At 62.1% G+C, this 13,350-nt stretch carries 12 protein-coding genes; 4 read left to right on the top strand and 8 right to left on the bottom strand.

What is annotated here, in order from left to right; all coding sequences use genetic code 11:
• Positions 1 to 51 precede the first annotated feature (51 nt).
• Both KW849_RS06830 and KW849_RS06825 read right to left on the bottom strand, forming a co-directional pair.
• On the bottom strand, positions 52 to 1,149 hold the full coding sequence (locus KW849_RS06830; protein ID WP_218428690.1) for a DNA alkylation repair protein: 1,098 nt from the start codon (positions 1,147 to 1,149) through the stop codon (positions 52 to 54).
• Positions 1,150 to 1,306: 157 nt separating this feature from the next.
• The gene (locus KW849_RS06825) at positions 1,307 to 3,115 is read right to left on the bottom strand and encodes a monovalent cation:proton antiporter-2 (CPA2) family protein (RefSeq protein ID WP_218428689.1); all 1,809 of its coding nucleotides are present in this window, start codon (positions 3,113 to 3,115) and stop codon (positions 1,307 to 1,309) included.
• Between the two features lie 202 nt (positions 3,116 to 3,317).
• On the opposite strand from KW849_RS06825, the gene KW849_RS06820 reads away from it, so the two are divergent.
• The 3 genes from KW849_RS06820 (at position 3,318) to dmeF (ending at position 4,948) form a co-directional block, all read left to right on the top strand.
• Positions 3,318 to 3,656, top strand: coding sequence for an FKBP-type peptidyl-prolyl cis-trans isomerase (locus tag KW849_RS06820; RefSeq protein WP_218428688.1), 339 nt, complete (start codon positions 3,318 to 3,320; stop codon positions 3,654 to 3,656).
• 67 nt (positions 3,657 to 3,723) lie between these two features.
• The gene (locus KW849_RS06815) at positions 3,724 to 3,999 is read left to right on the top strand and encodes a metal/formaldehyde-sensitive transcriptional repressor (protein ID WP_218428687.1); all 276 of its coding nucleotides are present in this window, start codon (positions 3,724 to 3,726) and stop codon (positions 3,997 to 3,999) included.
• 13 nt (positions 4,000 to 4,012) lie between these two features.
• Positions 4,013 to 4,948: a CDF family Co(II)/Ni(II) efflux transporter DmeF gene (gene dmeF, locus KW849_RS06810; RefSeq protein ID WP_218428686.1), complete on the top strand. Its 936-nt coding sequence runs from the start codon at positions 4,013 to 4,015 to the stop codon at positions 4,946 to 4,948.
• A gap of 11 nt (positions 4,949 to 4,959) precedes the next feature.
• On the opposite strand, the gene KW849_RS06805 is transcribed toward dmeF, so the two are convergent.
• Positions 4,960 to 6,069, bottom strand: a complete 1,110-nt coding sequence (locus KW849_RS06805; protein ID WP_218428685.1) for a cytochrome P450 — start codon at positions 6,067 to 6,069, stop codon at positions 4,960 to 4,962.
• A gap of 79 nt (positions 6,070 to 6,148) precedes the next feature.
• Between KW849_RS06805 and KW849_RS06800 the strand changes: the two genes are divergently transcribed.
• The gene (locus tag KW849_RS06800; RefSeq protein WP_218428684.1) at positions 6,149 to 6,916 is read left to right on the top strand and encodes a helix-turn-helix transcriptional regulator; all 768 of its coding nucleotides are present in this window, start codon (positions 6,149 to 6,151) and stop codon (positions 6,914 to 6,916) included.
• Positions 6,917 to 7,007: 91 nt separating this feature from the next.
• On the opposite strand, the gene KW849_RS06795 is transcribed toward KW849_RS06800, so the two are convergent.
• The 5 genes from KW849_RS06795 to KW849_RS06775 all read right to left on the bottom strand — a co-directional run bounded on the left by KW849_RS06795 (position 7,008) and on the right by KW849_RS06775 (position 13,311).
• Positions 7,008 to 8,027, bottom strand: coding sequence for a branched-chain amino acid aminotransferase (locus KW849_RS06795; RefSeq protein WP_218428683.1), 1,020 nt, complete (start codon positions 8,025 to 8,027; stop codon positions 7,008 to 7,010).
• Between the two features lie 327 nt (positions 8,028 to 8,354).
• Positions 8,355 to 9,737 (bottom strand): dihydrolipoyl dehydrogenase, encoded by a 1,383-nt coding sequence (lpdA, locus tag KW849_RS06790; RefSeq protein ID WP_218428682.1) that lies wholly within the window; start codon positions 9,735 to 9,737, stop codon positions 8,355 to 8,357.
• Between the two features lie 3 nt (positions 9,738 to 9,740).
• The gene (locus KW849_RS06785) at positions 9,741 to 11,015 is read right to left on the bottom strand and encodes a dihydrolipoamide acetyltransferase family protein (RefSeq protein WP_218428681.1); all 1,275 of its coding nucleotides are present in this window, start codon (positions 11,013 to 11,015) and stop codon (positions 9,741 to 9,743) included.
• Complete coding sequence (locus KW849_RS06780) at positions 11,016 to 12,074, bottom strand: alpha-ketoacid dehydrogenase subunit beta (protein ID WP_218428680.1); 1,059 nt, start codon at positions 12,072 to 12,074, stop codon at positions 11,016 to 11,018.
• Position 12,075: 1 nt separating this feature from the next.
• Positions 12,076 to 13,311 (bottom strand): 3-methyl-2-oxobutanoate dehydrogenase (2-methylpropanoyl-transferring) subunit alpha, encoded by a 1,236-nt coding sequence (locus KW849_RS06775; protein WP_108215956.1) that lies wholly within the window; start codon positions 13,309 to 13,311, stop codon positions 12,076 to 12,078.
• Positions 13,312 to 13,350: the final 39 nt, after the last annotated feature.

The raw sequence follows: 13,350 nt of genomic DNA, 5'->3' as shown, positions 1-13,350 counted from the left end.
ATCAGAATCAAAAGATCGCAGCCTGCGGCAGCTCCTACGGTCGACGGTGTTTCAAGGCGTGATTTCGAACGCCGTGCTGGCCAGCCTTTCACCATTGACCATGACATGCACCGCATGGCGCCCCGCATAATGCCGGCGGGTAGTGAGCTCCTTGATCTGCTGGCCACGGCTGACGGCTTCGACGGCGTTGCCGGGCAGGGTCAGCGCCTTGAGCTTGAACACCTTCGCCGAGGTGCTTCCATTGGCCTTGACGTAGTCGATGGCATAGTCGATCACCAGACGCTGACTGCTTTCAACGGTGGATTTGACGGCAAACGACAGGGTGATTTTTTCTCCCAGGCCAATGACTGGCGGTTCGACTTTCACACCGACGATCTCGACTTCGGGCTTGCCGCCCGCGCCGATGATCGCCAGTGCCCGCCGGTTGCCCTGTTTGATCAGGCTGCGCAGGGCGTGTCTGGCGATCCATGCGCTGTGCCTGTTGTCCAGCGCCCAGCCTTCGATCAGGTCCAGCACCCAGTCGGGGTGATCCTTGGTGATGTCGTTGAGGTGGTTGGCCACGGATTTGCGCACGTACAGGCTGGTGTCGGCCTTGAGGTTGTCGAGGATGTTCGCGGCGAGTGTCGGATCGGCCTGGATGGGCTCCAGCCGGAATGACCAGGGCAGGCGCGGCCGGCAGCCTTCGCTGGCCAGGCGGCGTACGTGTTCGTTGTCATCCAGCGACCAGTCGTGCATCAGCTTGAGTGAGCGTTCGAGGTCGCTGCGCAGAAAATGACGGATCGCGAATTCCGAGGAGCCGAAGGCGGTGAAATACTTCAGCGCGTCCATCGACTGATCGAACGCATGGGCGCCGTAGCTGGCGACAAAGTGCGGCAGGCACATGCTGACGAAGCCGCTGTTGAGGCGCGGGGCGAGGGCGCGCAGCACTTGCAGCGACGCCTCGTAGTCCAGGGGGAGCACGGCGTGCAGGCACTCGCTGACCCGGGCCATGCGCTGCATGACGCTGAGCTCTGCCAGGCCGGATTGGGCCAGTTTCAGGAAGCGCCTGGCCTCGAATGGCGGATAGACCGCGGTCATTTCGCTGGCGATGTGCTGGAGGCGCTCGATGTTGAAAATTTCCTTGAGGGCCGGAGAGGGTTTGTCAGTCATGGTGGTTCCTTGGCGATTGTTGTTGATCCATCACGCCGCGTTATCGTTCATCGCGAGCAGGCTCGCTCCTACAGAAGAGCGTGTGAGTAACAAAGATCCAATGTAGGAGCGAGCCTGCTCCGGGCGGCGTTCCGACGAAGAGGCCCTCACAATCACCTCAATTCTTGCCCGCCTGCTCCTGCAGTTGATCCGACTCGAATAACCTGGCCAGTTCCGCCCGCGCTTCCTGCGCCGTCTGCAGCACTTTCACCGCGTCGTCATACACCGCATGCTGGGCTTCAAGCACCACTTCGTCGTGCTGCTTGAAGCGCTTGATCCGTGCATCCGCCTGGGCCTGGGTCAATCCCAGGCCGATCAGGGTTTGCCGGCTCATTTCCAGGCTCGAATAATAGGTTTCGCGCACGGCGTGAGCGCCGACGTCCATCAGCCGGTGCACATGCTGACGGTTACGGGCACGGGCGATGATCTTCATATGCGGATAGAGCTTGCGCACCAGTTCGGCGGTCTTGATGTTGGTGTCCGGGTCGTCGGTGGCGATCACGAAATACTCGGCTTCCCCGACCTTGGCCGCGCAGAGTATTTCCGGGCGCATCGGGTCGCCATAGAACACCGGCACGCCACCAAAGCTGCGGGACAGTTCGATGGTTTCCACCGAGGTGTCGAGGGCCACGAACTTGATGTTCTGTGCGCGCAAAATCCGCGCAATGATCTGGCCCATGCGACCCATGCCGGCGATCACCACCCGTGGCGCGTCGGTGTCGATTTCGCGGAACTTCTCCGGTACTTCCACCGGTTGCACTTTCGGGCTGACCAACCGCGCGCAAACCAGCAGCAACAGCGGCGTCACGGCCATGGACAGGGTGATGGTCAACACCAGCAAGTCATACAGTTGCGCCGCGAACAGCCCATGATCGCGACCGATCTTGAACACCACAAAGGCAAATTCACCACCGGCCGCCAACACGATACCCAGGCGGATCGCACTGACCTTGTTCAAGCCGCCGGCCAGGCGACCAACAATAAACAGCAGCGGCAGTTTGATCGCGATCAACAGCAAAGTCAGGCCCAGCACGGCGACCGGTATGCTCAGCAACAGGCTCAGGTTCGCCCCCATGCCGACACTGATGAAAAACAGCCCGAGCAACAGGCCCTTGAACGGTTCGATCTGGGCTTCCAGTTCATGGCGATACTCGGAGTCCGCCAGTAGCAGGCCGGCGAGGAAGGCGCCCAGGGCCATGGAAATGCCGACCAGTTCCATCAGCCAGGCCGTGCCGATCACCACCAGCAACGCCGTGGCGGTGGAGACTTCTGGCAACGCGGTTTTGGTCACTACGCGAAACACCGGTCGCAGCAGATAACGCCCGCCGATCACCACCACGGCGATGCTGGCCAGCACTTGCAGGCCGTGGTTCAGGTTTTCGCTGGCGGTGGTGCTGTGATCGCCACCGGCCAGCAGCGGCACCATGGCGATCAAGGGAATTGCGGCGATGTCCTGAAACAACAGGATGGCGAAAGCCAGCCGCCCGTGGGGGCTGGTCAGTTCCTTGCGTTCAGCCAGGCTTTGCAGGCCGAATGCCGTGGACGACAGTGCCAGGCCCAGGCCGAGGACGATCGCGGTGTTCAACGGCTGGCCAAACAGCCACAGCGCCACCACGCCAATCACCGTGCCAGTGAGCAGCACTTGCGCCAGACCGACGCCGAACACTGATTTGCGCATCACCCACAAGCGTCGCGGCGACAGCTCCAGGCCGATGATGAACAGCAGCAACACCACGCCGAGTTCGGAAATGTTCGCGACGCTTTGCGGGTTGTCGATCAGGCCCAGCACCGACGGGCCGATGATCACCCCGGCAAACAGGTAGCCCAGAACTGCCCCCAGTTGCAGGCGCTTGGCCAAGGGAACGATGAGCACGGCCGCCATCAGAAATACGACAGCGGCTTGTAGCAGGTTGCCTTCATGGGGCATGGACGAAACTCCAGAACTCGACACAGCGGGGGCGTCAAGGATAAAGGCTGGGCTCGCTTAAGATCTACCGTGGGCTGTCAGTTACCTCAATGCAGTTGTGCCGTCGCCTTCGCGAGCAGGCAATGGTTGCCAATCGAGGGCAAATCTGGGAAAACGGCGCCCATCAGGCCCTTGAGGGCGAGTGAGCATACGAGTGAATTCAATGAATGACGAGTTTCAGGTAATCGATCTGCAAGTGGGTGACGGAAAAGCCGCCATCAAAGGCGCACTGATCACCACCCAGTACCGTGGCTGGCTGGAGGACGGGACCGAATTCGATTCTTCCTATAGCCGTGGTAAACCCTTCCAGTGCGTGATCGGTACCGGTCGGGTTATCAAGGGCTGGGACTTGGGCATCATGGGCATGCAGGTCGGCGGTAAACGCAAGTTGCTGGTGCCGGCGCATCTGGCCTATGGCGAACGCACCATGGGCAAGATCACGCCGAATTCGAACCTGATCTTCGAAATTGAACTGCTGGAAGTGCTGACGCGGGATGATTGACTTGTAGCTTGCCAGGCTCCGCTCTATCGGCGACCATACGCGCCATATAGGGGTAGGGGGTATAGGTATGTCGCACATTCACGAACACAAAGATGACTTGATCAAGCGGGTGAGGCGGATTGCCGGTCAGGTGGAGGCCGTGGAGCGGGCGCTCGAGTCCGATGCCGATTGCGCCAAGACCCTGCATCTGGTCGCCGCCATCCGGGGCGCGGTCAATGGTCTGCTGGAGCAGTTCATCGACGCCCACGCCCGCGAGCACGTGGCCCATCCGGGCCTGAGCGATGAAGATCGCGCCCAGGGCGTGGAAGAGCTGTTGCTGGCCATCCGTCGTTATGCCAAATAGAGGCCCGAATCCCATGACTCAGCCTCCCCAGGCTTCGCGTTTTGACCACGACCATGTATTTCTCGGCGCATCCCATGATGAAAACGCCCGTCGCACCTTATGGGTGGTGGCGCTGACGTCTGTGATGATGATTGGCGAAATTGCTGCCGGTTACATCACCGGTTCCATGGCGTTGCTGGCCGATGGTTTTCACATGGCCACCCATGCCGGGGCCTTGGGCATCGCGGCGGCGGCCTATGGGTTCGCGCGGCGCAACGCCAACAACGCGCGTTACAGCTTCGGCACCGGCAAGGTCGGGGACCTGGCCGGTTTTGCCTCGGCGATGGTGCTGGGGCTGGTGGCGATCGGCATTGCCGGTGAGTCCGTTTTTCGCCTGTTTCAGCCAACCACAGTGGCATTCACCGAAGCGACGGTGATTGCGGTAGTGGGGCTGGCGGTGAACATCGTCAGTGCCTTTTTGCTGGCGGGCGACCACGGCCATCATGGCCACGATCACAGCCACGGCCACGGCCACGGCCACGGCCATCATCACCATCACGACAACAACCTGCGCTCGGCCTACGTCCATGTATTGGCCGACGCCTTGACGTCGGTGCTGGCGATTGCCGCGTTGCTGGCGGGGCGTTATCTGGGGTGGGTGTGGCTGGACCCGGTGATGGGTATTGTCGGCGCCATCGTGATCGCGAAATGGGCCGTTGGATTGTTGCGTGACAGCGCTGCGGTGTTGCTCGATGTCACCGATGCCCATGTTGCCAATGAGATTCGCGAGTTGCTCAAGTCGGACGATGTGCGTATCAGCGATCTGCATGTGTGGCAGGTTGGCCCCCAGGCGCGGGCCGCGATTGTCAGCGTCGTGGCGGCAGCCAATGTCAGTGCCGACACCATTCGCGAACGTCTGGCGCCGGTCCATGAGTTGTCTCACCTGACCGTCGAATACCGCACTGCTTGAGCGGTTTTCGCTCAGTCACTGAACAGCGCAATCCGTCCATTCACGGACGGGCGGTAATGCCAGCTCAGGCGATCCAGTGCCGGCTTCATCGCCAGAATTTGCCGGACGGTAGCGCCTGCAATGCATAACGCCAGGCGTTGCCCCGGACATTGATGACGCCCCGCACCAAAGGTGAAGCTGCGCCGGTTCGGGCGGTCGAGAAGGAAGGTGTCGGGGTTGTCGTTGAGCTGCGGGTCGCGATTGGCCGAGGCCAGCAGCACCAGGATCACGTCTGCGGCGCTCAGCCTCACGCCGTCAATCTCGCAAGGGGCGGCGACGAAGCGGCGGGTGTTCTGTACCGGCGGGTCGAAGCGCTGCACTTCGGCCAGCAGGTCTTCGACAGAGGTTGATTCGCTGCGCAACGACGGGTGTTGAATCAATGCCAGCACGGCGTTGCCGATCAGCCCGGCAGTGGCGTCGAAGGTCTGGGAGAACAGGCCGATCAGGTTGGCGATCAGCGTTTGCGGCGCACCGGAGGCGAAGCGCTGGCGGATGCCTGCAAGCAATTGGCTGTGGTTGTGCGGATCGTCGAGCAATTCGATGAAGTAGCCGCTCAAGTGTTCGGCTGCAGCGTGGGCGGCGGTCAATTGTGCCGCGTCACTCAGGGGCGACAGGCAGGCGACGAAATCCGCCGTCAGTTCGCTGATGGCGCGGCCCTGAGCCGGGGTGAATCCCAACAACGCCGCCACCACGCACACCGGCCCACGGAACATGGCGTTGTACAGGCCAGCGGCATCCGCGGTCATCAATCGGGCGCTGACCAGGGCCTCGACTTCCCGCGCATCGATCAACTCCAGCCCCGGCGCAATCGCCGACCGTGGGCAACGCTGGCGTTCACCCTCATTCATGCGCATCAATTGGCCGAACACCTGAGCGGCCATGCCATCGGCGATTGCCTTGGGGACTGGCTCCTGCCCGGGGCGAACGTGGCAATCGGAATGCGCCATCACGGCGGTCACCGCCCGGGCGCTGCTGGCCACCCACAGGTTCAGCCCTGGATGAAAGGCCAGCCCACCTTCGGCACGCAGTCGTGCGTAGTAGGGATAGGGATCGGTGTGGGTCGCAGCGATGATCGGGTCCATGGGTCACAGCCTTTTGTTGGCGGAAAGTGTTGCTACTATCTCCAGTCTGAAAGGACGTTGATTCGTCCGGGAGCGAAATATGAGCGCAGAACAACACGACATTGGCGTCTCACAGGTGGCGGCAGCCATCGCCGAGCCTGCGCGGACGAAAATCCTCTGTTCGCTGATGGACGGCAACGCCCGCACCAGCACCGAACTGGCGGCGGTGGCCGAAGTCAGCGCGTCGACCGCCAGCGCCCACCTGGCCAAACTCAAGGAACTGGCGCTGGTGCGGCTGCACGTCCAGGGGCGTCACCGCTATTACAGCCTGGCGGACAAGCGCGTGGCCCAGGCCCTGGAGGCGCTGATGGTGATCGGCCAGAACACCGCGCCAAGCTTCCAGTCGCGTACCCCGGATCGCCTGCAGTTTGCCCGCACCTGCTACGACCACATGGCGGGCACCCTGGCGGTGCTGATGCATGACCGGATGCTCGAAGCGGGCTGGCTTGAGGAAACCGACGAACAGGCCTATCGCTTGAGTGATAGTGGCTCGGCAGTGTTTCAGGGGCTTGGGATCGAGGTACAGGGCTTGAGCACCTTGCGCCGCCGCTTTGCCTGCCCGTGCCTGGACTGGAGCATGCGCCGGCCACATCTGGGCGGATCGCTGGGTGCGGCATTGCTGCAAACGGCGCTCAAGCGCAAGTGGGTGACCCAGGATCTGGACAGTCGCGCGTTGGCGTTGACGGCGTTGGGGCGCAAGGAGGTGGCGGGGCGGTTCGGGGTTGAGTTGCGGTTGGGTATCGAGGGGAAGAGCAAAAGATCGCAGCCTGCGGCAGCTCCTACAAGGGTTGAGGGGCAGCCATTGTAGGAGTTGCCGCAGGCTGCGATCTTTTCATTCGGCCACGAAAAAGCCCCCCATCGGTCATCCGATGGGGGGCTTTTGTGCGTCTGGCGTCAGATCAAACCTTGACGATCCAGCCCGCTGGCGCTTCGATGTCGCCGGTTTGCACGCCGGTCAGCTCTTTGTAGAGCTTCTGGGTGATCGGGCCGACTTCGGTTTCGCTGTGGAACACGTGCAGGTGGTCGTTGTAGTTGATGCCGCCAATCGGCGTGATCACCGCTGCAGTACCGCAAGCACCGGCTTCCTTGAAGTCGGAGAGCTTGTCGATGAATACATCGCCCTCGATCACTTCCAGGCCCAGGCGCGATTTGGCCAGTTCGATCAGCGACAGACGGGTGATGCCCGGCAGTACCGATGGCGAGTTCGGGGTCACGAACTTGTTGTCGTGGGTGATCCCGAAGAAGTTGGCCGAACCGACTTCCTCGATCTTGGTATGGGTCAGCGGATCCAGGTAGATGCAGTCGGCGAAATGCGCCTTCTTGGCCTGGGAACCCGGCATCAGGCTGGCGGCGTAGTTGCCACCGACCTTGGCGGCGCCGGTGCCTTGTGGCGCGGCACGGTCGTAGCTGGAGATCAGGAAGTTGTGCGGGGTCAGGCCGCCCTTGAAGTAGGCGCCGACCGGGATGCAGAAGATCGAGAAGATGAACTCCGGCGCGGTACGCACGCCGATGTTGTCACCCACGCCGATCACGAACGGGCGCAGGTACAGCGCGCCGCCGGTGCCATACGGCGGAATGAAACGCTCGTTGGCACGGACCACGTCCTTGCATGCTTCGACGAACTGTTCGGTGGACACCTGCGGCATCAGCAGGCGACCGCAGCTGCGTTGCATGCGTGCGGCGTTCTGGTCCGGGCGGAACAGGTTGATCGAACCGTCCTTGCAACGGTAGGCCTTCAGGCCTTCGAAGCACTGCTGGCCATAGTGAAGGGCAGTGGAGCCTTCGCTGATGTGCAGCACGTTGTCTTCGGTCAGGGTGCCTTTGTCCCACTCGCCATTACGCCAGTGCGACAGATAGCGCTTGTCGGTCTTGATGTAGTCAAAACCCAGCTTGTCCCAATTAATGCTTTCGTTACCCATGACACCCTCTATCACTTAACAACCGCCGAAACGGTTCAAGGCTTCTGACGTTTTTTGGATGGGGACAACAATACTTCATTCTTGGGCTAAATCGCAGCCCAGACTATCGGGTGACGGACAGATTTCTTAGCCTGCTCATGAAAAATGCCGCCGATCCCTCATTGTTCGAAATCCTGTGGCGAGGGAGCTTGCTCCCGTTCCAGTGCGCAGCACTGGTAAAACCAGACATGGCGGTACTTCTGGAAGACCGCGGTGGTCCGGTTGGGACGGCTTCGCCGCCCAGCGGGAGCAAGCTCCCTCGCCACAATTGGCCTCCGGTCGGTCTGCTTACAGATGCAACGCATGCCCCAACGCCCGCAACGCCGCTTCCTGCACCGCCTCACCCAGTGTCGGATGGGCATGGATGGTGCCGCCGATGTCTTCCAGCCGTGCGCCCATCTCCAGGCTTTGCGCAAACGCCGTGGACAGCTCCGACACGCCAACGCCGACTGCCTGCCAGCCGACAATCACATGATTGTCGCGACGGGCGACCACGCGCACGAAGCCGCTTTTCGATTCCAGCGTCATCGCCCGGCCATTGGCGGCGAACGGGAAGCTGGAAACGATGCAGTCCCAGCCTGCGGCCTTGGCCTCGTCCGGGGTCTTGCCGACCACCACCAGTTCCGGGTCGGTGAAGCATACGGCGGCGATGGCGGTCGGGTTGAACTCGCGGGATTTACCGCTGATCAGCTCGGCGACCATCTCGCCCTGGGCCATGGCCCGGTGCGCAAGCATCGGTTCGCCGCTTAGGTCACCGATGGCGTAGACGTTGCGCATGCTGGTCTGGCAGCGGTTGTCGATCTTGATCGACGAACCGTTCATGTCCAGGTTCAGCGCTTCGAGATTCCAGCCCTGGGTGTTCGGCTTGCGACCGACGGCCACCAGCACCTGATCGGTTTCCAGGTTCAGGGTCTCGCCGTCCGGTTCCAGTACCTGCAAGGTATTGTTAGAAACATCAAAGCCTTGCACGCTGTGTTTCAAGTAAAGCTTCACGCCGAGTTTTTTCAGTTCGTCGTGTACGGGCTGAGTCAGTTCGGCGTCGTAGGCCGGCAGGATGCGCTCCTGCGCTTCTACCACGCTGACTTCGGCGCCAAGCTTGCGATAGGCAATGCCCAGCTCCAGACCGATGTAACCGCCGCCGACCACGATCAAGCGCCTGGGCACGGAGGTCGGCGCCAGGGCTTCGGTGGACGAGATGATCGGCCCGCCAATTGGCAGCATCGGCAGGTCGACGCTCCTGGAGCCGGTGGCCAGCACCAGGTGTTCGCACTGGATGCGCGTGTCGCCGACGTCCACGGTCTTGCCGTCGATGACCTTGGCCCAGCCTTCTACGACCTGAACCTTGTTCTTTTTCAGCAGCGCTGCGACGCCGGTGGTCAGGCGATCGACGATGCCGTCCTTCCACTCGACGCTCTTGGTGATATCGAGGGTCGGTGCCGAAACGCTGATGCCCAGGGCCGAATGCTCGTTGTGATGCCGGGTCTGGTGGAACTGCTCGGCGACATGAATCAGTGCCTTGGACGGAATGCAGCCGATGTTCAGGCAAGTGCCGCCCAGGGATTGGCCTTCTACCAGAATGGTCGGAATGCCCAACTGGCCGGCACGGATCGCGGTCACATAGCCGCCGGGGCCGCCGCCGATGATCAACAGTGTGGTATTGAGGGTCTGCATGACTTACTCCACAAACAGGGTCGCAGGTTGTTCGAGCAAGCCACGAATGGCCTGGATGAAGAGCGCCGCGTCCATGCCGTCGACCACGCGGTGATCGAAGGAGCTGGAGAGGTTCATCATCTTGCGGATCACGATCTGGCCTTTGATCACCATTGGCCGTTCGACGATCTTGTTCACCCCGACGATCGCCACTTCCGGCAGGTTCAGCACCGGCGTGCTGACGATGCCGCCCAAGGCGCCGAGGCTGGTCAGGGTGATGGTCGAGCCGGACAACTCATCGCGGCTGGCCTTGCCATTGCGTGCGGCGCTGGCCAAACGCGAGATTTCCGCCGCGCTGTCCCACAGGCTGCGGGCTTCGGCGTGACGCACCACCGGCACCATCAGGCCGACATCGCTCTGGGTCGCGACGCCGACGTGTACTGCGCCGAGGCGGGTGATGACCTGGGCTTCGTCGTCGTAACGGGCGTTCATCTGCGGGAAGTCGCGCAGGGCGACGACCATGGCGCGGACCAGGAACGGCAGCAAGGTCAGCTTGCCACGGGTGGCGCCATGTTTTTCGTTGAGGTGCGCGCGCAGCTCTTCCACCGCCGTGACGTCGATTTCTTCGACATAACTGAAGTGGGCGGCACGCTGGGTGGCGTCCTGCATGCGCTGGGCGATCTTGCGGCGCATGCCGATCACCGGGATCTGCTGCTCATCGGTACGTTGGGCGTAAGCAGCCGCCACCGGTGCCGAAGCGTTCGACTGACCCTGAGCCAGGTAGGCGTCGAGATCTTCGTGCAGTATGCGACCGGCCGGGCCGGTGCCACGCACCAGGCGCAACTGAATACCGAGGTCCAGCGCATGCTTGCGCACGGCCGGGGAGGCCAGCGGACGCTCATCGGCTTCGCGAGCGACCATCGGGCCCTGGCATACGGCAGCTTTCGGCGCCGGGGCCGCGGACGGTTTGCTTTCAGCCACGGCTTCAACTTTGGCTGCGGCCACCGGGGCTTCTTTAACAGGTGCCGGTTGCGCCGATTCCTTAACGTTGCCCGCGCCTTCGACTTCAATGCTGATCAGCACGCTGCCGACTGCCATGACTTCGCCCGGCTGGCCGCCAAGGGCGATGACCTTGCCATGCACCGGCGACGGAATATCCACCATCGCTTTATCGGTCATGACATCGGCCAGTACCTGATCTTCGACGACCAAGTCGCCGACCTTGACGTGCCACTGTGACAATTCAACTTCTGCAATGCCTTCACCAATGTCCGGCATTTTAATGACGTGCGTGCCCATTCAGACCTCCATGACCCGTTTCAATGCCGCGCCCACTCGGGACGGCCCTGGGAAATACGCCCACTCTTGCGCGTGCGGGTAAGGGGTGTCCCAACCGGTGACGCGTTCGATCGGCGCTTCCAGGTGATGGAAGCAATGCTCTTGCACCAGCGACACCAGTTCGGCACCGAAACCACAGGTACGGGTGGCTTCGTGAACCACGACGCAGCGACCGGTTTTCTTCACGGATTTGACGATGGTTTCCAGGTCCAGCGGCCACAGGCTGCGCAGGTCGATGACTTCGGCGTCGATGCCGGTTTCTTCAGCGGCGACTTGCGACACGTAGACGGTGGTGCCGTAGGTCAGCACGGTGACGTCCTTGCCCGGACGGGCGATCGCGGCGACATCCAGCGGCACCGTGTAGTAACCGTCCGGCACTTGTGCGGCCGGGTGCTTGGACCACGGGGTTACCGGGCGTTCGTGGTGCCCGTCGAAGGGACCGTTGTACAGGCGTTTGGGCTCAAGGAAGATCACCGGGTCATCGTTTTCGATGGAGGCGATCAACAGGCCTTTGGCGTCGTAGGGGTTGGACGGCATGACGGTGCGCAGACCGCACACCTGAGTGAAGAGTGCCTCGATGCTCTGGCTGTGGGTCTGGCCGCCGTAGATGCCGCCGCCGCAGGGCATGCGCAGGGTCATCGGTGCGGTGAACTCGCCAGCCGAGCGATAACGCAGGCGGGCGGCTTCGGAAATGATCTGATCGTAGGCCGGGTACACGTAGTCGGCGAACTGGATCTCCACCACCGGGCGCAGACCGTAGGCACCCATGCCCACGGCGGTACCGACGATACCGCTTTCGGAGATCGGCGCGTCGAACACCCGGGAGGTGCCATACTTGCTCTGCAGGCCTTCGGTGCAGCGGAACACGCCGCCGAAGTAACCCACGTCCTGGCCGAAGACCACGACGTTGTCGTCACGTTCAAGCATCACATCCATGGCCGAGCGCAGGGCCTGGATCATGGTCATGGTGGTCGTGGTCATGGCGGTTTCCAGCTCTATTTTGTTGTTGTGATCGTTCATGTCAGATCCCCAACTCCTGACGCTGGCGCTTCAAGTGCTCCGGCATCTCTTTGTAGACGTCTTCGAACATGGTCGCGGCGCTCGGAATCTGGCCGCCGGCGAGGGTGCCGTACTGTTCGGCTTCTTTCTGCGCGGCGATCACTTCGGCTTCCAGTTCGGCGCTGACGGCGGCGTGTTCCTCTTCGGACCACTGGCCGATCTTGATCAGGTGCTGCTTGAGACGCGCGATCGGATCGCCCAGCGGGAAGTGGCTCCAGTCGTCGGCGGGACGGTATTTGGACGGATCATCGGAGGTCGAGTGCGGGCCGGCACGGTAAGTGACCCATTCGATCATGGTCGGGCCGAGACCGCGGCGCGCACGTTCGGCGGCCCAGGCAGAAGCGGAGTAGACCGCGACGAAGTCGTTGCCATCGACCCGCAGGGAGGCAATGCCGCAACCGACGCCACGACCGGCGAAGGTGGTGGCTTCACCACCGGCAATCGCCTGGAATGTCGAGATTGCCCACTGGTTGTTGACCACGTTGAGGATCACGGGTGCGCGGTACACGTGGGCGAACGTCAGGGCGGTGTGGAAATCCGACTCGGCGGTGGCGCCGTCGCCGATCCACGCCGAGGCGATTTTGGTGTCGCCCTTGATCGCCGAGGCCATGCCCCAGCCCACGGCCTGAATGAACTGGGTGGCGAGGTTGCCGGAAATGGTGAAGAAACCGGCGTCCTTGACCGAGTACATGATCGGCAGTTGCCGGCCCTTGAGCGGATCGCGCTCGTTGGACAGCAACTGGCAGATCAGGTCGACCAGCGGTACGTCGCGGGCCATCAGGATGCTTTGCTGGCGGTAGGTCGGGAAGCACATGTCGTCGATGTTCAAGGCCAGGGCCTGGGCGCTGCCGATGGCTTCTTCGCCAAGGCTTTGCATATAGAACGACATCTTTTTCTGACGCTGGGCGACCACCATGCGGTTGTCGTAGATCCGCGTCTTGAGCATGGCGCGCATGCCCTTGCGCAGGATCGCCACTGGCACGTTTTCAGCCCAGGGGCCGTGGGCATTGCCCTGGTCGTCGAGCACGCGGATCAGGCCGCGGGCCAGATCAGCCGTGTCAGCCGGTTCAACGTCGATTTGGGGTTTGCGCACCGTGCCGGCATCGGTCAGATGCAGGTAGGAGAAGTCGGTTTTGCATCCTGGACGGCCCGAGGGTTCGGGGACGTGCAGGCGCAGCGGTTCGTACGCTTGGGTCATGGCTTCTACGCTCGATCTTGTGAATTTCTTGTAGTGAGC

Origin of the sequence: Pseudomonas sp. PDM26, assembly GCF_019219185.1 — a bacterium.
GTDB lineage: Bacteria > Pseudomonadota > Gammaproteobacteria > Pseudomonadales > Pseudomonadaceae > Aquipseudomonas.
The sequence above is the reverse complement of the archived record's forward strand: the minus strand, read 5'-3'. Positions and strand labels throughout refer to the sequence as shown.

Bases quoted from the DNA above. Each gene is read 5' to 3' on its own strand.
- KW849_RS06785 (WP_218428681.1), bottom strand. From the start codon at position 11,015: ATGGGCACGCACGTCATTAAAATGCCGGACATTGGTGAAGGCATTGCA.
- KW849_RS06780 (WP_218428680.1), bottom strand. From the start codon at position 12,074: ATGAACGATCACAACAACAAAATAGAGCTGGAAACCGCCATGACCACG.
- KW849_RS06825 (WP_218428689.1), bottom strand. From the start codon at position 3,115: ATGCCCCATGAAGGCAACCTGCTACAAGCCGCTGTCGTATTTCTGATG.
- dmeF (WP_218428686.1), top strand. From the start codon at position 4,013: ATGACTCAGCCTCCCCAGGCTTCGCGTTTTGACCACGACCATGTATTT.
- KW849_RS06775 (WP_108215956.1), bottom strand. From the start codon at position 13,311: ATGACCCAAGCGTACGAACCGCTGCGCCTGCACGTCCCCGAACCCTCG.
- KW849_RS06820 (WP_218428688.1), top strand. From the start codon at position 3,318: ATGAATGACGAGTTTCAGGTAATCGATCTGCAAGTGGGTGACGGAAAA.
- KW849_RS06805 (WP_218428685.1), bottom strand. From the start codon at position 6,069: ATGGACCCGATCATCGCTGCGACCCACACCGATCCCTATCCCTACTAC.
- KW849_RS06800 (WP_218428684.1), top strand. From the start codon at position 6,149: ATGAGCGCAGAACAACACGACATTGGCGTCTCACAGGTGGCGGCAGCC.
- lpdA (WP_218428682.1), bottom strand. From the start codon at position 9,737: ATGCAGACCCTCAATACCACACTGTTGATCATCGGCGGCGGCCCCGGC.
- KW849_RS06795 (WP_218428683.1), bottom strand. From the start codon at position 8,027: ATGGGTAACGAAAGCATTAATTGGGACAAGCTGGGTTTTGACTACATC.
- KW849_RS06815 (WP_218428687.1), top strand. From the start codon at position 3,724: ATGTCGCACATTCACGAACACAAAGATGACTTGATCAAGCGGGTGAGG.
- KW849_RS06830 (WP_218428690.1), bottom strand. From the start codon at position 1,149: ATGACTGACAAACCCTCTCCGGCCCTCAAGGAAATTTTCAACATCGAG.